This is a genomic window from Streptomyces sp. NPDC127114 (genome assembly GCF_042677525.1).
Taxonomy (GTDB): Bacteria; Actinomycetota; Actinomycetes; order Streptomycetales; family Streptomycetaceae; genus Streptomyces.
Genome location: NZ_JBHXTJ010000077.1, coordinates 1 through 19,951, shown reverse-complemented (window position 1 = coordinate 19,951; position 19,951 = coordinate 1). Strand labels below are relative to the sequence as shown.

The 19,951-nt window shown below is 72.8% G+C and carries 18 protein-coding genes; 14 read left to right on the top strand and 4 right to left on the bottom strand.

The window, feature by feature from the left end; genetic code table 11:
• Positions 1-131: 131 nt before the first annotated feature.
• Positions 132-1,034, bottom strand: coding sequence for a carbohydrate kinase (locus ACFVGS_RS36685; protein WP_384421875.1), 903 nt, complete (start codon positions 1,032-1,034; stop codon positions 132-134).
• A 198-nt stretch (positions 1,035-1,232) separates the two neighbouring features.
• Between ACFVGS_RS36685 and ACFVGS_RS36680 the strand changes: the two genes are divergently transcribed.
• The gene (locus ACFVGS_RS36680; protein ID WP_384421877.1) at positions 1,233-1,658 is read left to right on the top strand and encodes a Rieske (2Fe-2S) protein; all 426 of its coding nucleotides are present in this window, start codon (positions 1,233-1,235) and stop codon (positions 1,656-1,658) included.
• A gap of 130 nt (positions 1,659-1,788) precedes the next feature.
• Here the strand turns inward: ACFVGS_RS36680 and ACFVGS_RS36675 are convergent, their stop codons facing one another.
• Complete coding sequence (locus ACFVGS_RS36675) at positions 1,789-2,718, bottom strand: hypothetical protein (protein WP_384421879.1); 930 nt, start codon at positions 2,716-2,718, stop codon at positions 1,789-1,791.
• Positions 2,719-2,953: 235 nt separating this feature from the next.
• On the opposite strand from ACFVGS_RS36675, the gene ACFVGS_RS36670 reads away from it, so the two are divergent.
• Positions 2,954-3,556 carry a papain-like cysteine protease family protein gene (locus ACFVGS_RS36670; protein WP_384421880.1) on the top strand — a complete coding sequence of 201 codons (603 nt, stop codon included), beginning with the start codon at positions 2,954-2,956 and terminating at the stop codon, positions 3,554-3,556.
• A 5-nt stretch (positions 3,557-3,561) separates the two neighbouring features.
• On the top strand, positions 3,562-4,362 hold the full coding sequence (locus ACFVGS_RS36665) for a hypothetical protein (protein WP_385696756.1): 801 nt from the start codon (positions 3,562-3,564) through the stop codon (positions 4,360-4,362).
• 521 nt (positions 4,363-4,883) lie between these two features.
• Here the strand turns inward: ACFVGS_RS36665 and ACFVGS_RS36660 are convergent.
• Entirely contained in the window at positions 4,884-5,639 is a 756-nt protein-coding gene (locus ACFVGS_RS36660) for an SDR family NAD(P)-dependent oxidoreductase (protein ID WP_384421882.1), read from the bottom strand.
• Positions 5,640-5,697: 58 nt separating this feature from the next.
• Between ACFVGS_RS36660 and uvrC the strand changes: the two genes are divergently transcribed.
• The 10 genes from uvrC to ACFVGS_RS36610 all read left to right on the top strand — a co-directional run bounded on the left by uvrC (position 5,698) and on the right by ACFVGS_RS36610 (position 17,942).
• A complete protein-coding gene (gene uvrC, locus ACFVGS_RS36655; RefSeq protein WP_384421883.1) occupies positions 5,698-7,692 on the top strand; it encodes an excinuclease ABC subunit UvrC in 1,995 nt (664 codons plus the stop codon).
• Between the two features lie 74 nt (positions 7,693-7,766).
• Positions 7,767-8,678, top strand: a complete 912-nt coding sequence (gene rapZ / locus ACFVGS_RS36650; RefSeq protein WP_384421885.1) for an RNase adapter RapZ — start codon at positions 7,767-7,769, stop codon at positions 8,676-8,678.
• Entirely contained in the window at positions 8,675-9,712 is a 1,038-nt protein-coding gene (gene yvcK / locus ACFVGS_RS36645; protein ID WP_384421887.1) for a uridine diphosphate-N-acetylglucosamine-binding protein YvcK, read from the top strand. Before rapZ ends, yvcK begins: the two co-directional genes overlap by 4 nt.
• Positions 9,703-10,692 carry a DNA-binding protein WhiA gene (whiA, locus tag ACFVGS_RS36640; protein WP_030205188.1) on the top strand — a complete coding sequence of 330 codons (990 nt, stop codon included), beginning with the start codon at positions 9,703-9,705 and terminating at the stop codon, positions 10,690-10,692. Before yvcK ends, whiA begins: the two co-directional genes overlap by 10 nt.
• 185 nt (positions 10,693-10,877) lie before the next feature.
• Positions 10,878-13,832: a M14 family zinc carboxypeptidase gene (locus ACFVGS_RS36635; RefSeq protein ID WP_385696748.1), complete on the top strand. Its 2,955-nt coding sequence runs from the start codon at positions 10,878-10,880 to the stop codon at positions 13,830-13,832.
• 248 nt (positions 13,833-14,080) lie between these two features.
• Positions 14,081-15,088: a type I glyceraldehyde-3-phosphate dehydrogenase gene (gene gap, locus ACFVGS_RS36630; RefSeq protein WP_384421891.1), complete on the top strand. Its 1,008-nt coding sequence runs from the start codon at positions 14,081-14,083 to the stop codon at positions 15,086-15,088.
• Between the two features lie 110 nt (positions 15,089-15,198).
• Positions 15,199-16,410 (top strand): phosphoglycerate kinase, encoded by a 1,212-nt coding sequence (locus ACFVGS_RS36625; protein ID WP_384421893.1) that lies wholly within the window; start codon positions 15,199-15,201, stop codon positions 16,408-16,410.
• A 26-nt stretch (positions 16,411-16,436) separates the two neighbouring features.
• On the top strand, positions 16,437-17,192 hold the full coding sequence (gene tpiA, locus ACFVGS_RS36620; RefSeq protein WP_384421917.1) for a triose-phosphate isomerase: 756 nt from the start codon (positions 16,437-16,439) through the stop codon (positions 17,190-17,192).
• A 106-nt stretch (positions 17,193-17,298) separates the two neighbouring features.
• The gene (gene secG, locus ACFVGS_RS36615) at positions 17,299-17,529 is read left to right on the top strand and encodes a preprotein translocase subunit SecG (RefSeq protein ID WP_030205174.1); all 231 of its coding nucleotides are present in this window, start codon (positions 17,299-17,301) and stop codon (positions 17,527-17,529) included.
• 77 nt (positions 17,530-17,606) lie between these two features.
• A complete protein-coding gene (locus ACFVGS_RS36610; protein ID WP_003957010.1) occupies positions 17,607-17,942 on the top strand; it encodes an RNA polymerase-binding protein RbpA in 336 nt (111 codons plus the stop codon).
• An 80-nt stretch (positions 17,943-18,022) separates the two neighbouring features.
• Here ACFVGS_RS36610 and ACFVGS_RS36605 read toward each other — a convergent pair whose 3' ends face one another.
• On the bottom strand, positions 18,023-18,877 hold the full coding sequence (locus ACFVGS_RS36605) for a MurR/RpiR family transcriptional regulator (protein ID WP_384421894.1): 855 nt from the start codon (positions 18,875-18,877) through the stop codon (positions 18,023-18,025).
• 59 nt (positions 18,878-18,936) lie between these two features.
• On the opposite strand from ACFVGS_RS36605, the gene ACFVGS_RS36600 reads away from it, so the two are divergent.
• Positions 18,937-19,854: an N-acetylglucosamine kinase gene (locus tag ACFVGS_RS36600; protein ID WP_385696735.1), complete on the top strand. Its 918-nt coding sequence runs from the start codon at positions 18,937-18,939 to the stop codon at positions 19,852-19,854.
• The last annotated feature ends 97 nt before the right edge of the window (positions 19,855-19,951 follow it).

Sequence of the window (19,951 nt, the reverse complement as noted above, 5' to 3'; positions counted from 1 at the left end):
CCGGTCCGGACCGCCCGGACCACCTGGACTGGTGCGGGCCGGCCCGGACCAGTCTGGGCCAGCCCGGACCGCCCGGACCCGTCCGGGCCGGCCCGGACCGGCGAACCGTCCGAGAGGGCCGCCCGGGGGGCTCAGCCCTCGCCCGGCTCCCGCAGTTCTCGCGCGTACGGCGGTTCCGCGCCCGCGCGGGAGCAGGTGACGGCCGCCGCCCGGGCCGCGTACCCGAGGAGCTCGCGCCAGTCCTGGTCCGAGAGGGCGGACACCGGGCGGTCCGCGAGACCGTGCAGGAGCGCGGCGTTCACCGTGTCGCCCGCGCCGATCGTGTCCACCACCCGCACCCGTACGGCGGGGACGGACACCTCGTACGCGCGGGTGAAGACGGTCAGGCCCGCCGCGCCCCGGGTCAGGACCACCGCGGCCGGACCGGCGGCCAGCCACTCCTCCGGGGAGCCGCCGAGCCAGGCGGCGTCCTCCTCCGAGAGCTTCAGGAGCGAGACGTACGGCAGCCAGCCGGCGAAGCGCTCGCGGTAGGCGTCCGCGTCGGGGATCAGGCCGGGCCGGACGTTCGGGTCGAGCAGGGTGAAGGCGCCGGCCAGCGACGAGCGCCGCAGCAGCGCCTCGTACGCGCTCGCCCCCGGCTCCAGGGCGAGCGAGCAGGTACCGAAGGCGACCGCCCGCACTCCGTCCGGCAGGCGCTCGGGCAGCGCGAAGAGCCGGTCCGCCGTGCCCTCGACGTAGAAGCCGTAGCGCGCGGAGCCGTCGGGTCCCACCGAGGCGACCGCCAGGGTGGTCGGCTCGGGCCCGCGCTGCACGAGCCCGGTCGCCACGCCCGCCGTACGCAGCCGCTCGACCAGCACCTCGCCGAAGGCGTCCGTCGAGACGCGCGAACAGAAGGCCACGTCCGCGCCGATCCGGCCGAGGGCCACGGCCGTGTTGTACGGGCCGCCACCCGGCCGGGGCAGCAGCGGGGCCAGGGGGCCCGGCGCCCCGTCGGGGACCAGGTCGATCAGGGACTCACCGGCGACGACGATCACGTACCGGAACGTAACCCATGACCGGCACGGGCCGACAGCCGCCGGCAGGCCGGACCGAACGCTCGCCCGCGCGCCGTCCGGACCGGCCGCCTCGGGCCGCCCGCCGACCCGGCCGTCGGTGTGTGCGAACCCGCCGGTATCGTCGGTTCGGTCCCTTCTCGGGCCGCCTTGTCCCCGATCCGACACCGTGGAGCGCTCATGTCCGGCCAGTCCACCCGCCGCACCGTACTGAAAGGCGCCGCCCTCGCCGGGGCCGCCGGGCTGGGTGTCGCCGCCTGCTCCACCGACTCCAAGGTGGGCCACGCCCAGAACCCCACGCCGACCGCCCCGGTCGCCCTCGGCGCGCCCGACGAGGTGCCCGTCGGCGGTGCCAAGCTCTACCGCGAGCAGCGGGTCCTCGTGCACTGCCCGGCCCAGGGCCAGTACAAGGCCTTCAGCGCCCAGTGCACCCACGCGGGCTGCGTCCTGGACAAGATCGAGAACAACGAGGGCAACTGCCCCTGCCACGGCAGCCGCTTCGACGTGACCACCGGCAAGGCCCTCCAGGGCCCGGCGACCGTGCCGCTCCCCGAGGTCCCCGTCCGCGTCGAGAACGGCAGGCTGATCGCCGGCCCCAAGGCCTGAGGTAGCGCGCCGGCGCCGACACCCGGCGCCCCACACCCGGCACCCGACACCCGCCGCCCGCCGCCCGGGCCCGGCTCCAGCCCGGAAGCCTCAGGCGTCGGACTCAGGCCTCAGGCGTCAGCCTCAGGTCTCAGGCCCAGTCCCACTCGATCCCGAGGATCCCGGGCCGTACCCCCTGCTCCACGATGTGCACCGCGCGGTGCCGGCCGCTCAGCGTCAGCTCGGCCCGGCCGCCGCGCGGCGCGCCCGTCGACGCCTGCGCGAACCGCCGGCAGCGCACCGGCAGCGCCGCCTCGTCGAAGCGGACCTGGAGCACGTACTGCCCGCCGGCGAAGCTGAAGCCCCGCACGTACTCCCGGCTCGCACCGCCCGTCCCGTCCTCGAAGCCGTACGAGAAGACATACGTGTCCCCGGCCCGCAGCCGGGTGTCGAAGAGCAGCTCGGCCACCAGCACCCCCGTCTCCGCGTGCCGCCGCACCCGCCCCGTCCGGCAGTTCTCCGTCGCCCGCACCTCCACCCGCGACGGATCGCAGCCCGGATCACCCCGGTGGATCGCCAGATAGCGGTCGACCCCGTCCCGGTGCGCCCGCACCACGTGCTGGGAGTCCCGCCCGACCAGCTCGCGTCCGGCCCCGATCCGCACCCGCTCCTGATGGGCCACGGTGTGCAGCCCGCCGTCCGCCGGGCACTCCAGCTCCGCGAGCAGCTCCTCGACCACGCCCGAGGCCTCGACGAGCGAGCGGTACGAGCGGGTCGCCGGGCGTTCGACCCCGTCACGGGCGGAGGCGTCCTCGTGCAGCAGCCGGATCAGCGAGTTGCCGGGCAGCTGGAGCACCTCCTCCAGGGCGCGGACCGCCTTCATGGACTCGGGCCGCTGCGGCCGCCGGGCTCCCTGCTGCCAGTAACTCAGCGACGTCACACCGACTTTCACGCCCCGGTGCGCCAGATGGTGCTGGACCCGCTGGAGCGGCAGTCCGCGCACCGCGAGTGCCGTGCGCAGCGCCAGATGGAACGGCCCCGTGTGCAGCAACTGCGCCAGATCGGCCTCGGTGTGACCCACGAGGACTCCTCAGTGAACGTTCACGGCAGGGGGAGGCGGAGCACACGGCCGCCCGACGGGCGGGCTGGTGGGCCGGGGACGGCCGTTCACACCCGGGTCACACCGTTCACAGCCCGCCGTCACCCCGCATTGAAGCGTGTTGACCGGATCCGGACAACGTCCGATGCTCCAGACCAGCGTCCGGACGCGCTCCTCTCCCCACCTCTCCTCCGATCCCCACCACGGGAGGAACGCGATGCGCAGCAGAAAGGTCCTCGCGGCACTCGCCGCCACAGCCGCCCTCTTCCTCGTCCCCGCCGCCCCGGCGTCCGCCGCGCCGACCGGCGAGGACGCGGCCGGAGAAGGCGTGTCCGCCCTCGCCTCCAAGCGGCTGAACATCACCATGCAGGCCCAGCAGAAGACCAACTGGTGCTGGGCGGCCGGCGGCAACACCATCGCCACCTGGTTCGGCCGGAACTACAGCCAGAACCAGTTCTGCAACGCCGCCTTCGGCCGGCAGCAGGGCTACGACTGCCCCAACTGGCAGGCCACCCTGGGCAACGTCCAGGACGGGCTGAGCTGGGCGGGCATCAACCCCGGTTCGTACGTGAACGGCTGGCTGCGCTACTCGACCGTGCAGACCGAGATCAACGCCGACCGGCCGGTCGAGACCCGGATCCAGTGGTCGAGCGGCGGCGGGCACATGCACGTCGTCTACGGCTACGACGACGCCAACAGCTGGGTGTACTGGGGCGATCCGTGGCCGTCCAGCGACCGCTACAACTGGGCCTCGCACGCCTGGTACGTGAACAACAGCTCGTTCTCCTGGACCCACTCGCTCTACCGGATCGGGGCGTGACGACGGTGAACGCACGGATACGCGCCCTGAGCGCCGGCGGCGCCGGTCTGCTGGGCATGGCCGTCCTCGTCCTCCTCGGCGCGGTGCCCGCCGACGCGGCCGAGCCGCTGCCGACCGCGGCGAGCCCGGAACAGGCGGCCGCCGCGCCCCGCACGCTCGACACGGTGGCCCGCTTCTTCGCCCGGGACGGCGCCCTCGCCGCCCGGGCGGCGGAGCGGCCCCGCATCGAGGGCGCCTCGGTGCCCGTACGGATCCTGTCGCCCGACTTCGTGGCCGGGAAGCCGGGGGCACCGGTGGCCCGGGTCGAGTTCCACGCCAGCAAGGCGGTCGCGGCGGACGGCCGGGCGGCCTCCCTCTGGACCGTGCGCACCGCGGGCGGCGGCTGGCAGGTGGTGAACATCGCCACCGGCGACGACGAGGTGCGCTACGCGCGGCAGGGCGGGCGGGTGCTGCCCGGCGGGACCGTGTTCCGCGAGCCGCAGATCGACGCGTGGTACGTGCAGAAGGGCACGAAGGTGCTGCCGCTCGACGAGGACGCGGTGCGGGCCGTGGGGGCCGGCGGCACCACGCTGGCCGCCTACCGCGAGCGGGTGGGCAAGGCGTACGGCGACAAGCTTCCGGGCTCCGCGTACGCGAGGAAGGGCGCGGCGGGCGGCTACGGCACCGGGCCCGCGGGCCCCGCGTCGGCCGCACCGGCCGCCCACGACGAGCCCGCCGTCACCGCCGCCTCCACCGCGGCCGGCGCGGGCGCGGTCCTCGCCCTCGCGCTGGGCACCACGGCGGCACTCCGCCGACGCTCCCGGTAACCCCCCGGGGCCCCGCGGGCACCCCCGGGCGCCCCGGGGCTCGCCGGGGCGCCCGGGGGCTCGTCGGGGCGCCGGGGGCACCCCGGGCGACCCTCCGGACCGCCGGGCCGCCCTGGGCCCACCGCAGCCGTCCGGGCCGTCGGGTCGCCCTCGGGACCGTCGCGTCCCCGTGGGCCGGTCGCTGATCCTGAGTGCGGCCGCCACCCCGCAGCCCTCCGGGCCGTCGGGTCGCTTCCGGGACCGTCGCGTCCCCGTGGGCCGGTCGCTGATCCTGGGTCCGGCCGCCACCCCGCAGCCCTCCGGGCCGTCGGGTCGCCCCCGGGACCGTCGCGTCCCTGTGGGCCGGTCGCTGATCCTGAGTCCGGCCACCACCCCAGGCGCCGGCCGGACCCCGGGGCCGGCCGCGCCCCGAGGCCGGCCGCCGGCCGGGGCCTTCGTGGAGGTGGTGTCCGGACCCGCGTCCGGCGCCACCTCCGCTCCGCCTTCTCCGGCCCCTGCCGCTCCCGCCGGGGTCTCTGTGCTCACTGCGCCAGATATCCGCCGTCCACCGGCAGTACCGCCCCCGTCACGAACGAGGCCTCGTCCGAGGCCAGGAAGAGGACGGCCGCTGCCACCTCCTCCGGGCGGCCGAAGCGGGCCATCGGGTGGGCGCGGGCGACGGTGTCCAGGTACTCCGGGCCGCCCGGCTCGTGGCGGACCGCGGCCACGCGCTCGGTCTCGATCGTGCCGGGCGCGACCGCGTTGACCCGGATGCCGTGCGGGGCCCACTCCACCGCCAGGTGCTTGGTGAGGCCCGTCGCCACGAACTTCGCCGGGCCGTACACGGCCTGCCGCGCCTGGCCCGCCACGCCGGAGACCGATGACGTGCACACGATCGCGCCGCCGCCCGTGCCGAGCATCGCCTCGATCGCGTACTTGCAGGTCAGGAACATGCCGCGGCCGTCCACCGCCATCACCTCGTCGAAGTCGGCGGCGCTCGCCTCCGTGACGTCGAGGAGGGGGATCACTCCCGCGTTCGCCACCAGGACGTCGAGGCGCCCGAAGCGCTCCACCGCGGTGGTGATCATGCGGCGGGCGTCGGCGTCGAGCGAGACGTCGCCGACGACCGTCACCACCTCGTCGCCGAGCGTGGCGAGGCGCCCCGCGTCCACGTCCGTCGCGACCACCCGCGCGCCCTCCGCCGCGAAGCGCAGCGCCGTCGCCCGGCCGATCCCGCTCGCCGCGCCGGTGACCACGCACACCCGGTCCGCCAGCCGTCCTGAAGCCTCGTTCGTCATGTCCGGGCAACGAGCGCGCGCCGCCTGAGTGTCGGTCCCCGCCAGTAGGGTGGGGACCATGGCCGACCCCTCCAGCTACCGCCCCAGGCCGGGACAGATCCCCGACTCGCCGGGGGTCTACAAATTCCGCGACGAGCACCGCCGGGTGATCTACGTCGGGAAGGCGAAGTCCCTGCGCCAGCGCCTGGCGAACTACTTCCAGCCGCTGGCGAGCCTCCACCCGCGCACGGCGACGATGGTGACCACGGCCGCCTCCGTCGAGTGGACCGTCGTGTCGACCGAGGTCGAGGCGCTGCAGCTGGAGTACTCCTGGATCAAGGAGTTCGACCCCCGGTTCAACGTGAAGTACCGGGACGACAAGAGCTATCCGTACCTCGCCGTCACGCTCGACGAGGAGTTCCCGCGCGTCCAGGTCATGCGCGGGCACAAGAAGAAGGGCGTGCGCTATTTCGGGCCGTACGCGCACGCGTGGGCCATCCGCGAGACCGTCGACCTCATGCTGCGGGTCTTTCCCGTACGCACCTGCTCCGCCGGGGTGTTCCGCAATGCCGCCTCCGCCGGGCGGCCGTGCCTCCTCGGCTACATCGGCAAGTGCTCGGCGCCCTGCGTCGCCCGCGTGACGCCCGAGGAACACCGCGACCTGGCCGAGGAGTTCTGCGACTTCATGGCCGGCCGCACCGGGACGTACATCCGCCGCCTGGAGAAGCAGATGATGCTCGCGGCCGAGGACATGGAGTACGAGAAGGCCGCCCGGCTGCGCGACGACATAGAGGCGCTGCGCAAGGCCATGGAGAAGAACGCGGTGGTGCTCGCCGACGCCACCGACGCCGACCTGATCGCCCTCGCCGAGGACGAGCTGGAGGCGGCCGTGCAGATCTTCCACGTCCGCGGCGGCCGGGTGCGCGGCCAGCGCGGCTGGGTCACCGACAAGGTGGAGGCCGTGGACACCGCGGGGCTCGTCGAGCACGCGCTCCAGCAGCTGTACGGCGAGGAGAACGGGGACGCCGTGCCCAAGGAGGTGCTGGTCCCCGCCCTGCCCGAGGACACCTCCGCCGTCACCCAGTGGCTCTCCGGCCGCCGTGGCTCCCAGGTCTCCCTCCGGATCCCGCAGCGCGGCGACAAGAAGGACCTGATGGAGACGGTCGCGCGCAACGCGCAGCAGGCGCTGGTGCTGCACAAGACGAAGCGGGCCAGCGACCTGACCACCCGCTCCCGGGCCCTGGAGGAGATCGCCGAGGCGCTGGACCTGGACTCGGCGCCGCTGCGGATCGAGTGCTTCGACATCTCGCACCTCCAGGGCCAGGACGTCGTGGCGTCCATGGTCGTCTTCGAGGACGGGCTGCCCCGCAAGAGCGAGTACCGCCGCTTCCAGATCAAGGGCTTCGAGGGGCAGGACGACGTCCGGTCCATGCACGAGGTCGTCAGCCGGCGCTTCCGGCGCTATCTCGCCGAGAAGGAGAAGACCGGCGAGTGGGTGGACGGGGAGGTGCCGGCGGACGCCGCTGCCGCCGAGGGCCGGGACGAGGACGGGCGGCCCAAGCGCTTCGCCTACCCGCCGCAGCTCGTCGTCGTCGACGGCGGGCAGCCGCAGGTCGCCGCCGCCCGGCGGGCCCTGGACGAGCTCGGCATCGACGACATCGCCGTCTGCGGCCTCGCCAAGCGGCTGGAGGAGGTCTGGCTGCCGGGCGAGGACGACCCGGTGGTGCTGCCCCGCACCAGCGAGGGCCTGTACCTCCTTCAGCGGGTACGTGACACGGCTCACGACTTCGCCATCCGCTACCAGCGGTCCAAGCGCAACAAGCGCATCCGCAGCAGCCCCTTGGACGAGATCCCGGGTCTCGGCGAAACCCGGAAACAAGCCCTCATCAAGCATTTCGGCTCGGTCAAACGGCTCCGGCAGGCGACAATCGAGCAGATCTGCGAGGTCCCCGGCATGGGCCGCAAGACGGCCGAGGCCGTGGCCGTGGCCCTCGCGCAGGCGGCCCCGGCCGCGCCCGCCGTGAACACGGCAACAGGAGAGATCATGGAAGACGACGGGGGCACCACCGCATGACCACGCACGACCGGCACGACGAACACGATCAGCACGACGAGCACGAGCACACGTACGAAGACGGAGCACCAGACATGAGTACGGGCACCCCGGAGCCCGCGGCGGCCGAGAACAACGGCGACGCGGCCATCCCCGAGCTGGTGATCATCTCCGGCATGTCGGGCGCCGGCCGGTCCACCGCGGCGAAGTGCCTGGAGGACCTCGGCTGGTTCGTCGTCGACAACCTGCCGCCCGCGCTGATCCCCACCATGGTGGAGCTCGGCGCCCGCTCCCAGGGCAACGTGGCCAGGATCGCGGTCGTCGTCGACGTCCGCGGCCGGCAGTTCTTCGACAACCTCCGCGACTCCCTGGCCGACCTGGACTCCCGGCAGGTCACCCGCCGGATCGTCTTCCTGGAGTCCTCCGACGAGGCCCTGGTCCGGCGCTTCGAGTCGGTCCGCCGGCCCCACCCGCTCCAGGGCGACGGCCGCATCGTCGACGGCATCGCCGCCGAGCGCGACCTGCTGCGCGAGCTGCGCGGCGACGCCGACCTGGTGATCGACACCTCCAGCCTCAACGTGCACGAGCTGCGCGCCAAGATGGACGCCCAGTTCGCCGGCGAGGAGGAGCCCGAGCTGCGGGCCACCGTGATGTCCTTCGGCTTCAAGTACGGACTGCCGGTCGACGCCGACCTCGTCGTCGACATGCGCTTCCTGCCGAACCCGCACTGGGTCCCCGAGCTGCGCCCCTTCACCGGCCTCAACGAGGAGGTCGCGAACTACGTCTACAACCAGCCCGGTGCCAAGGAGTTCCTGGACCGCTACACCGAGCTGCTCCAGCTGATCGCCGCCGGCTACCGCCGCGAGGGCAAGCGCTACGTGACCATCGCCGTCGGCTGCACGGGCGGCAAGCACCGCTCCGTCGCCACCGCCGAGAAGCTGGCCGCCCGCCTCGCCTCCGAGGGCGTCGAGACCGTCGTCGTGCACCGGGACATGGGGCGCGAGTGAAGCCGTACCGCCGGCGTACGTCCACCCTCTCGGTGCGCCGTACGCTCCGCAGGCGCGGCGCCCAGCCCAAGGTCGTCGCTCTGGGCGGCGGCATGGGCCTGTCGGCCTCCCTCGCCGCCCTGCGCCGCATCACCGGCGACCTGACCGCCGTGGTCACCGTCGCCGACGACGGGGGCTCCAGCGGCCGGCTCCGCGAGGAGCTGGGCGTGCTGCCCCCGGGAGACCTCCGCAAGGCGCTCGCCGCGCTCTGCGGTGACGACGACTGGGGCCAGACCTGGGCCCGGGTCATCCAGCACCGCTTCCGGTCCAAGGGCGAGATGGGCGGCCACGCCGTCGGCAACCTGCTGATCGTCGCCCTCTGGGAGCAGCTGGGCGGCGATCCGGTGCAGGCCCTCGACCTGGTCGGCAAGCTGCTCGGCGCCCAGGGCCGGGTGCTGCCCATGTCCGCCGTGCCGTTGGAGCTCCAGGCCCTGGTCAAGGGCCACGACCCGGCGCGCCCGCACGACGTGGACACCGTTCGCGGCCAGGCCACGGTGGCGCTCACGCCCGGCGAGGTGCAGTCCGTGCACCTGGTGCCGCACGACCCGCCGGCCGTGCCCGAGGCGGTCGCGGCCGTCCTGGACGCGGACTGGGTGGTGCTCGGCCCGGGCTCCTGGTTCTCCTCGGTGATCCCGCACCTTCTGGTCCCGGAGCTGCTCGACGCCCTCATGGAGACGAAGGCCCGCCGGGTGCTCTCGCTGAACCTCGCGCCGCAGCCCGGAGAAACCGAGGGCTTCTCCCCGCAGCGTCATTTGGAGGTTTTGGCACGACACGCCCCTAAACTCGCCCTGGACGTGGTGCTGGCCGACGAGGCCGCCGTGCCCGACGCGTCGGCAAGAGAGCCCCTCGCCGAAGCCGCCAAGCGGCTCGGCGCCGCGGTCGAGCTGGCGCCGGTGGCCAGGCCCGACGGTGCTCCGAAGCACGACCCGGAGCTGTTGGCCGCCGCGTACGACCGTATTTTTCGGATGCATGGAAGGATCGGCCCATGGCGATGACGGCAGCGGTGAAGGACGAGATCTCCCGGCTCCCCGTCACCCGGACCTGCTGCAGGAAGGCCGAGGTCTCGTCGATCCTTCGGTTCGCGGGCGGGCTGCACCTGGTGAGCGGCCGGATCGTGATCGAGGCGGAGCTGGACACGGCGATGGCGGCCCGCCGGCTCAAGCGGGACATCCTGGAGATCTTCGGACACAGCTCCGAGCTGATCGTGATGGCGCCCGGCGGGCTGCGCCGCGGCTCGCGCTTCGTGGTGCGCGTGGTCGCGGGCGGCGACCAGCTGGCCCGCCAGACCGGTCTCGTGGACGGCCGCGGCCGGCCGATCCGGGGTCTTCCCCCGCAGGTCGTCTCCGGGGCCACCTGCGACGCGGAGGCGGCCTGGCGCGGCGCCTTCCTGGCCCACGGCTCGCTGACCGAGCCGGGGCGCTCCTCCTCCCTGGAGGTCACCTGCCCCGGCCCCGAGGCCGCGCTCGCCCTGGTCGGCGCCGCCCGCCGGCTCTCCATCGCCGCGAAGGCCCGCGAGGTCCGCGGCGTGGACCGGGTCGTGGTCCGCGACGGCGACGCCATCGGCGCCCTGCTGACCCGGCTCGGCGCGCACGAGTCGGTGCTGGCCTGGGAGGAGCGCCGGATGCGGCGCGAGGTCCGCGCCACCGCGAACCGGCTGGCCAACTTCGACGACGCCAACCTGCGCCGCTCCGCGCGCGCCGCGGTCGCCGCCGGTGCCCGGGTGCAGCGGGCCCTGGAGATCCTCGGCGAGGAGGTGCCCGAGCACCTGGCCGCCGCGGGCCGGCTGCGCATGGAGCACAAGCAGGCCTCGCTGGAGGAGCTGGGAGCGCTCGCCGACCCGCCGCTCACCAAGGACGCGGTGGCCGGCCGGATCCGCCGGCTGCTCGCCATGGCCGACAAGCGGGCCCAGGACCTGGGCATCCCCGGGACCGAGTCCAACCTGACGGAGGAGCTGGACGACAGCCTCGTCGGCTGAGCCGGGACCGTCCGCCGATCCGCCGGGCGATCCTCCAACTCCCCACTGCCGGTGCCTTTCTGAGGTACCGGCAGTTCCGTTTTCCGGCTTCCTCCGACGCGCCGTACGCACCCTTGACAGGGGTATGAGCCACCACGAGCCTGGCGTCTGTTCACATTCGTGGCAGACGACAGCAAGGGGGGCTGATGAGGCGCAGAGCGAGAGCGATCCTCGCCGCGGCATCTCTGGTCATCGCGGGTCTGGCGACGGCACCCGCCGCCGGAGCGCGACCCGCGGCACAGGACGGGGACTTCGAACACGTCTCCGTGTGGCGGGCGAAGGTCACCAAGGAGCAGGTGCCGCTCCTTCTCGACGCCGGCACCGACGCCCACGAACTGACCGAGCAGGTGCCCGACCGGGGCACCGCCACCGTGGAGCTCTACCTCACCGACGCGCAGGCAGGTCAGCTGCGCCGGCGGGGCGTCGAGATCGCCGAGCACACCATCGGCGCCCAGGCCGAGAAGCGGGTCGCGGCCGCCGGTGACGGCGTCTTCCGCCCGTACGGCGGCAAGGGCGGCCTCAAGCAGGAGATCCTGGACACCGCCCGGGCCAACCCGGGGCTCACCAAGGTCGTCTCCATCGGCCGGACCCTCAAGGGCCAGGACATCCTCGCCCTCAAGGTGAGCAAGGGCGCCGCGAAGACCAAGGACGGCTCGAAGCCCGCCACGCTGTACCTGTCCAACCAGCACGCCCGCGAGTGGATCACGCCGGAGATGACCCGGCGGCTGATGCACCACTACCTGGACGGCTACGGCAAGGACCCGCGGATCACCAGGCTGGTGGACACCACCGAGCTGTGGTTCGTGCTCTCCGCCAACCCGGACGGCTACGACTTCACCCACGCCGACCCGGCCCACCGCCAGTGGCGCAAGAACCTGCGCGACAACAACGGCGACGGGCGCATCGAGCCCGGCGACGGCGTCGACCTCAACCGCAACTTCGCCTACAAGTGGGGCTACGACGACGAGGGTTCCTCGCCCGACCCCGCCGACGAGACCTTCCGCGGCCCCGGACCCATGTCCGAGCCCGAGACCCGGGCCCTGGACGCCTTCGAGAAGCGCATCGGCTTCGCGTACGGCATCAACTACCACTCCGCCGCTCAGCTGCTGCTCTACGGCGTGGGCTGGCAGGTCGCCACCGACACCCCCGACGACGTGGCCCTCAAGGCGCTCGCCGGCACCCCGCAGAAGTCCGCGGTCCCCGGCTACCGCCCCCAGGTCTCCTCCGAGCTCTACATCACCAACGGCGAGGCCGACGGACACGCCGCCAACGTCAACGGGATGCAGATGTTCACCCCGGAGATGTCGACCTGCGCCACCGCCTCCCGCGTCGACCCGAACGACTCCTGGGACCCGGCCGACTGCGCCTCCGTGTTCACCTTCCCGGACGACGAGAAGCTGATCCAGGCCGAGTTCGCCAAGAACATCCCGTTCGCGCTCGCCGTCGCCGAGACCGCCGCCCACCCGGACCGCCCGGTGTCCCCGGTCGGCATCGAGGCCCCCGACTTCACCCCGGACGCCTTCACCACCTCGTACGCGAACGGCGACGCCCAGGAGGTGGCCGTCACCGCCCGCAAGTCGCTGCGCGCCAAGACCCTCAACTACCGGATCAACGGCGGCCGCACCCACCGCGAGGGCCTGGAGCCCTGGAAGGGCGGCGAGACCTTCGGCGGCGAGGACAACCTCTACTTCGACGAGTACCGCGCCGAGGTCGAGGGCGCGCGGCCCGGCGACGAGGTCGAGGTCTGGTACACCGCCCGCACCCGCGAGGGGAAGGCGACCACGTCCGCCCCGTTCACGTACACCGTGGCCGAGCGGCCCCGCGCCGACGTCCTGGTCCTCGCCGAGGAGGGCGGTACCGGCGCCGCGCGGCACACGGACGCCTATGTGAAGGCGCTCGCCGCGAACGGCCGCAAGGCCGCCGTCTGGGACGTCGCCACCCAGGGCACGCCGGACACCCTCGGGGTGCTCGGCCACTTCGGCACCGTCGTCTGGTACACCGGCGCCGAGCAGCCCTCCGGAGCCACGCTGCTCGCCGTCCGGGCCTACCTCAACGAGGGCGGCAAACTGATCAACGCGGGCGAGAAGTCCGGCGGCCTCGCGCGGATCGGCCGCGCCCAGTCCAACGACTTCGCACAGTACTACCTCGGCGCCTTCCACCGGGCCGGACTGAACGCCCCGCCGTCCTTCGCCGGCTCCGGCCGGCTCGGCGGCAGCGGAGCGGCACTCGGTGCCGCCGACGACAACCCGCTCGACAACGCCGGCGCCTACACCGTCACCTCCGACAGCCTCGCCCCCGACCGCTTCCCGCAGTTCGCGTCCAGCGCCTCCGCGGGCGACTACCCGGGCATCCGCACGCCCTTCGAGCCGTACGCGGGCAGCCGGTTCGCCGCGCTGCGCCACACGGACGGCACCTGGGGCCGGCTGAGCCGGACCGTGGACCTCACGGGCGTGGACGCCGCCTCGAAGCCGAACCTGACCTTCCAGGTCAGCTACGACACCGAGCCGGGCTACGACAACCTGATCGTGGAGGCCCACACCGTCGGCCAGGACGACTGGACCACCCTGCCCGACGCCAACGGCGGCACCTCGGCGGAGCCGCCCGCCGACTGCGGCGAGGGCTACTACGTCCGCGACCACCCCTTCCTCGCCCACTACCTCACGGTCGGGCAGGACGGCTGCACCGCCACCGGCACCACCGGCGCCTGGAACGCCTTCACCGGCCCGTCCAACGGCTGGCGGCAGGCGAGCGTCGACCTGAGCCGCTACGCGGGCAAGCGGGTCGAGCTGGCGATCTCGTACGTCTCCGACCCGGGCACCGGCGAGACGGGCGTCTTCGTCGACGACCTGCGGCTGAACGCCGGCGCCGTCGGCGACACCGAGGGCTTCGAGACCGGAACGGGTGCCTGGTCCGTACCGGGACCGCCGGCCGGAAGTCCCGGGAACGGAAGCGACTGGACCCGTTCCGAGGCGCTGTTCCACTCCCAGGCGGCGGTCACCACCCGTGACACCGTGCTCTTCGGCTTCGGTCTGGAGCACCTCCCGAATGCGGCGGAACGGGCAGCTCTGGTCAGAAGGGCGCTTACTTCGCTCCGACGCTGAATCGGCTGCTCAGGCGAGCACCGGTTTTCGTCACTCCGTGTAGTCGGGACCAAGGTCCCTCGACAGCCTTTACCCGTTGGTAGGTAAGGGCTGTCGGCCTTTTTCCCGCAGTTTCCGGGCGCATACGGCTGCACGCGATGTCACGCGGAGCCATCCGGAGAGGTAGGGTCGTAAGCGGTCGGGGACATCCCAAAAAGAGAAGCTCGCCGGGCGTCGAAACCCGGCGTACCTAACGAGGAGATCGGTTCGTGACGATCCGCGTAGGCATCAACGGCTTTGGCCGTATCGGTCGCAACTACTTCCGCGCGCTCCTTGAGCAGGGTGCCGACATCGAGGTCGTGGCGGTCAACGACCTGGGTGACACCGCGACCACGGCGCACCTGCTGAAGTACGACACCATCCTGGGTCGCCTCAAGGCCGAGGTGAGCCACACCGCCGACACCATCACCGTCGACGGCCACACCATCAAGGTGCTGTCCGAGCGCAACCCGGCCGACATCCCGTGGGGCGAGCTGGGCGTCGACATCGTCATCGAGTCCACCGGCATCTTCACCAAGCGCGAGGACGCCGCGAAGCACCTCGCCGGCGGCGCCAAGAAGGTCCTCATCTCGGCTCCGGCCAAGGACGAGGACATCACCATCGTCATGGGCGTCAACCAGGACAAGTACGACGCGGCCAACCACCACGTCATCTCCAACGCGTCCTGCACCACCAACTGTGTCGCGCCGATGGCCAAGGTCCTCGACGAGAACTTCGGCATCGTCCGCGGTCTGATGACCACGGTCCACGCGTACACCAACGACCAGCGCATCCTGGACTTCCCGCACAAGGACCTGCGCCGCGCCCGCGCCGCCGCGGAGAACATCATCCCGACCACGACCGGTGCCGCCAAGGCCACCGCCCTGGTCCTCCCGCAGCTCAAGGGCAAGCTCGACGGCATGGCCATGCGCGTCCCGGTCCCGACCGGCTCGGTCACCGACCTGGTCGTGGAGCTCTCCCGCGAGGTCACCAAGGACGAGGTCAACGCCGCGTTCAAGAAGGCCGCGGACGGCGAGCTCAAGGGCATCCTGTTCTACACCGAGGACGAGATCGTCTCCTCGGACATCGTGAGCGACCCGGCGTCCTGCACGTTCGACTCGTCGCTGACGATGGTCCAGGAGGGCAACTCGGTCAAGGTCCTCGGCTGGTACGACAACGAGTGGGGTTACTCCAACCGTCTCGTCGACCTCACCGTCTTCGTCGGCGGCCAGCTCTAAGCTCTAGGGCGGGCTTTCGATGTGAAGCAGGGCTCGGGCAGTGCGATGACGCACTGCGCGAGCCCTGTGTCGTGTGCTCCACCGCGTGTACCAAGGAGTCAGAGATACAGATGAAGACGATCGACGAGCTGCTCGCCGAGGGCGTCTCCGGCAAGCGGGTGTTCGTCCGCGCCGACCTCAACGTGCCCCTCGACGGCACCACCATCACCGATGACGGCCGCATCCGCGCCGTGGTCCCGACCGTCAAGGCGCTCGCCGACGCCGGTGCCCGCGTCGTGGTGGCCTCGCACCTCGGCCGCCCCAAGGGCGCCCCGGACCCGGCCTTCTCGCTCGCGCCGGCCGCCGAGCGCCTCGGCGAACTGCTGGACGCCGACGTGGCCTTCGCGACCGACACCGTCGGCGAGTCGGCCAAGGCGACCGTGGCCGCCCTGACCGACGGCCGGGTGGCCGTCGTCGAGAACCTCCGCTTCAACGCCGGCGAGACCTCCAAGGACGACGCCGAGCGGGAGGCCTTCGCGGCCGAACTGGCCGGGCTCGCCGACCTCTACGTCGGCGACGGCTTCGGCGCGGTCCACCGCAAGCACGCCTCGGTCTTCGACCTGCCGGGCAAGCTGCCGCACTACGCCGGCTACCTCATCGCCACCGAGGTCGGCGTCCTGAAGAAGCTCACCGACGAGGTCGAGCGGCCCTACGTCGTCGTCCTCGGCGGCGCCAAGGTCTCCGACAAGCTGGGCGTCATCGACAACCTGCTGAAGAAGGCCGACCGCATCCTCATCGGCGGCGGCATGGCCTACACCTTCCTGGCCGCCAAGGGCCACGAGGTCGGCATCTCGCTGCTCCAGGCGGACCAGAAGGACAAGTGCCTGGAGTACCTGGCGGAGGCGGAGAAGCGCGGCGTCGAGTTCGTGCTCCCCGTCGACGTCCTGGTCTCGGCCGAGTTCCCGGACCTGAAGACCAAGGCCCCGGCCACCTACGAGACCGTCGCCTCCGACGCCATCCCGGCGGACAAGGAGGGCCTGGACATCGGCCCGAAGACCCGCGAGCTCTACGCGGCGAAGCTCGCCGACGCGGGCACGGTCTTCTGGAACGGCCCCATGGGCGTCTTCGAGCACCCCGACTACGCGAACGGCACCAAGGCCGTCGCGCAGGCCCTGCTCGACTCGCCCGGCTTCACCGTCGTCGGCGGCGGTGACTCGGCCGCCGCCGTGCGCACCCTCGGCTTCGACGAGAATGCGTTCGGCCACATCTCGACCGGCGGCGGCGCCTCCCTCGAATACCTCGAGGGCAAGACGCTTCCCGGCCTCGCCGCACTGGAGGACTGAACACCTTGAGCACTCGCACCCCGCTGATGGCGGGCAACTGGAAGATGAACCTCAACCACCTCGAGGCCATCGCCCACGTCCAGAAGCTCGCCTTCGCCCTGACCGACAAGGACTACGACGCCGTCGAGGTCGCCGTCCTGGTCCCCTTCACCGACCTGCGCTCCGTGCAGACCCTGGTCGACGGCGACAAGCTGAAGATCAAGTACGGCGCCCAGGACCTCTCGGCGCACGACTCCGGCGCGTACACCGGTGAGATCTCCGGTCCGATGCTGGCCAAGCTGAAGTGCGCCTTCGTGGCCGTCGGCCACTCGGAGCGCCGCCAGTACCACGCCGAGAACGACGAGGTCTGCAACGCCAAGGTGAAGGCCGCCTTCAAGCACGGCATCACCCCGATCCTCTGCGTCGGCGAGGAGCTGGAGGTCCGCGAGGCCGGCAACGCCGTCCCGCACACCCTGGCCCAGGTCGAGGGCGGTCTGAAGGGCGTCCCGGCCGAGCAGGCCGAGTCCGTCGTGATCGCCTACGAGCCCGTCTGGGCCATCGGCACCGGCAAGGTCTGCGGCGCCGACGACGCGCAGGAGGTCTGCGCGGCGATCCGCGGCAAGCTCGCCGAGCTGTACTCGCAGGAGCTGGCCGACAAGGTCCGCATCCAGTACGGCGGCTCCGTGAAGAGCGGCAACGTGGCCGAGATCATGGCGCAGGCCGACATCGACGGCGCGCTGGTCGGCGGTGCCTCGCTGGACGCCGACGAGTTCGTCAAGATCGTCCGGTTCCGCGACCAGTGATGATGTAGGCGGCGGGGGAGATCCGTCGTACCCTTGCGGGGGTCGGGCAGGTACGATGCCCGGCCCCCGTCCGTATAAGTCCGAGGAAGTTGGTCCAGCCGTGGTTATGGGGTTCTCGATCGCCCTGATCGTCTTCAGTGCGCTGCTGATGCTGCTCGTGCTGATGCACAAGGGGAAGGGCGGCGGCCTCTCCGACATGTTCGGTGGCGGCATGCAGTCGTCCGTCGGTGGCTCCTCGGTCGCCGAACGCAACCTCGACCGCATCACCGTCGTGGTCGGTCTGCTGTGGTTCGCGTGCATTGTCGTACTTGGTCTGCTGATGAAGTTGGACGGGTAACTCCAATCACTGGACGCGCGTTGGGCCTTACGTAGACTGGGGCATCTTCGAGCACCATCACGCAGGGAGTTACGACCGTGGCAAGTGGCAACGCGATCCGGGGAAGCCGGGTCGGAGCGGGGCCGATGGGGGAGGCCGAGCGGGGCGAGTCGGCACCGCGTCTCCGCATCTCCTTCTGGTGCTCGAACGGGCACGAGACCCAGCCGAGCTTCGCCAGCGACGCACAGGTGCCGGACACCTGGGACTGCCCGCGCTGTGGCTTCCCGGCCGGCCAGGACCGGGACAACCCGCCGGACCCGCCGCGCACCGAGCCGTACAAGACGCACCTCGCGTACGTACGGGAGCGGCGCAGCGACGCGGACGGCGAGGCGATCCTCGCCGAGGCGCTCGCCAAGCTCCGCGGCGAGATCTGAGCGCGACACGATGACACGATGACGAACGGGTCCTGAGCAGCCAGGGCCCGTTCGTCATGTCCGGGCGGTGTTCTCCCGTGTCATCCGCGGTGGCCGTCGGCGATGTGCGCGGTGAGCGCGAGGGCGGCCGTGGCCCGCGAGTAGGTCAGCTGCGCCACGCGTGCGTAGAGGCAGTCGAGGATCAGCAGCACCGAGTGCCGGGTGCCGAAGCCGCCGTGCCGGAACCCGGTGGGCGCGGCGGTCGAGGTGAGGTGGACGCCCGCCGTGCGGGCCACCGGGGAGCGCGGGTCGCCGGTCACGGCCACGGTCGCGGCGCCCCGCTCGGCGGCCAGCCGCAGCGGTCCGAGGACCTCGCGGGTCGCGCCCGAGTGGGAGAGCGCGACGACCGCGTCCGCGGGCGTCAGAAGGGCCGCGGAGGTCTCCGCCGCGTGCACCTCGGTCCAGGCGCGGGCCTCGCAGCCGATGCCGAACAGCCGGGCCTGCGTCTCCAGGGCCAGCACCCCGGAGGCACCGACCCCGTAGACGTCGATCCGCCGGGCCTGGGCGAGCGCGCGGGCGGCCCGCTCCAGGGCCTCCAGGTCCAGCTGCTCGCTGGTGGCGCGCAGGGCGGCGAGATCGGCGCGGGCCACGGCGGCGACGACGTGGTCGAGCGGCTCGTCGGGCCCGATCTCGGGGCCGAGGGGCCGGTGTTCCCGCGGCTCGGCGCTCTCCTGGCCCTGTTCCCTGGCGAGTTCGAGCAGCAGCCGCTGGTACGAGTCGAGGCCGAGGGCGTGGCAGAAGCGGGTCACGGTCGCCTGCGAGGTACCGGTGCGGCGGCCCAGCTCGGCCGCGGAGAGCCCGGCCACGCGCGCCGGATCGGCGAGCACCCAGTCGCCGACCTTGCGCAAGGAGCCGGACATCCGGGGGAGTTCGGAGCGGATCAGTGCGGTGATCATGCGGGAGAGCCTTCCGGGGTCTTGTGACCGGGTGAATCTATCAACCAGCATGCGGCCTGATGAACGAATCCAGGATTCAACGGGTGGTCGGCCTCGACGCGGGCGGTACGCGGACCAGGGCGCGGCTCGCCGAAGCGGTGACCGGCCGGACGCTGGGCGAGGGCACGGGCGGCCCGGGCAACGCGCTGAGCGTGCCGGCGGACGCGCTCGTACGGCATCTGGCCGAGGCCCTGCGCGGGGCGGTGCCGCCGGGCGGCGGGGGAGCGGTCGCCGCGGTCGTGGCGGGCTTCGCGGGCGGCGGCCCCGGCGGCGGCAGGGAGCGGGCCGCGACGGCGCTGGCGGCCGCGCTCGCGGAGGTCGGCGCGGCTCCGGCGCGGGTCGAGGTGCGCGGCGACGCGGAGGTGGCCTTCGCGGCCGGGCCCGGCACTCCGGCCGACGGCCTGGTCCTCATCGCCGGCACCGGGGCGGCGGGCGCGCGGATCGCGGATCGCCGCATGGTGCGCGCGGTGGACGGCGACGGCTGGCTGCTCGGGGACGCCGGCAGCGGCTTCTGGCTGGGCCGGGAGGCGCTGCGTGCGGTGCTCCGGGCCCTCGACGGCAGGGGCCCGGCCACCGCCCTCGCGGGCCCGGTGGAGGAGCTCTGCGGAGGCCTGACGAAGGAGCGCGTGGTCGGGTTCGCGTACGCCGCCCACCCGGTCCGGCTCGCGGAGCTGAGCCCGCTGGTGGTGGCCGCGGCCGACGCGGGGGACGCCGTCGCCGTCCGGCTCCTCGACCGCGCGGCGGACGAACTGGCCGCGACGGTACGGGCGTTGGATCCGCTGCCCGGGGAGCCGCTGGTGGTGACCGGCGGTCTCCTGGCGCCCGGCGGGCCGCTCCTGGACCGCCTTTCCGCCCGGGTGCGCGCTGCGGGGCTCGTGCCGTCCTCCGTACCGGACGGCCTGGCGGGCGCGGTGTCGCTGGCGCGGCTGCTGGTCTGACGGGGGAGGGGAAGGGGGGGTGCGGGGGGGGGGCCGTAACGCCCCGTCCCGTCGTGGGGGAACGCCCCGCGGGGGGGACATCCACGTTGTGCGGAGC

Bases quoted from the DNA above. Each gene is read 5' to 3' on its own strand.
- ACFVGS_RS36600 (WP_385696735.1), top strand. From the start codon at position 18,937: ATGAACGAATCCAGGATTCAACGGGTGGTCGGCCTCGACGCGGGCGGT.
- ACFVGS_RS36660 (WP_384421882.1), bottom strand. From the start codon at position 5,639: ATGACGAACGAGGCTTCAGGACGGCTGGCGGACCGGGTGTGCGTGGTC.
- ACFVGS_RS36605 (WP_384421894.1), bottom strand. From the start codon at position 18,877: ATGATCACCGCACTGATCCGCTCCGAACTCCCCCGGATGTCCGGCTCC.
- whiA (WP_030205188.1), top strand. From the start codon at position 9,703: ATGGCGATGACGGCAGCGGTGAAGGACGAGATCTCCCGGCTCCCCGTC.
- secG (WP_030205174.1), top strand. From the start codon at position 17,299: ATGGGGTTCTCGATCGCCCTGATCGTCTTCAGTGCGCTGCTGATGCTG.
- ACFVGS_RS36680 (WP_384421877.1), top strand. From the start codon at position 1,233: ATGTCCGGCCAGTCCACCCGCCGCACCGTACTGAAAGGCGCCGCCCTC.
- ACFVGS_RS36670 (WP_384421880.1), top strand. From the start codon at position 2,954: ATGCGCAGCAGAAAGGTCCTCGCGGCACTCGCCGCCACAGCCGCCCTC.
- ACFVGS_RS36635 (WP_385696748.1), top strand. From the start codon at position 10,878: ATGAGGCGCAGAGCGAGAGCGATCCTCGCCGCGGCATCTCTGGTCATC.
- tpiA (WP_384421917.1), top strand. From the start codon at position 16,437: ATGGCGGGCAACTGGAAGATGAACCTCAACCACCTCGAGGCCATCGCC.
- rapZ (WP_384421885.1), top strand. From the start codon at position 7,767: ATGAGTACGGGCACCCCGGAGCCCGCGGCGGCCGAGAACAACGGCGAC.
- uvrC (WP_384421883.1), top strand. From the start codon at position 5,698: ATGGCCGACCCCTCCAGCTACCGCCCCAGGCCGGGACAGATCCCCGAC.
- ACFVGS_RS36625 (WP_384421893.1), top strand. From the start codon at position 15,199: ATGAAGACGATCGACGAGCTGCTCGCCGAGGGCGTCTCCGGCAAGCGG.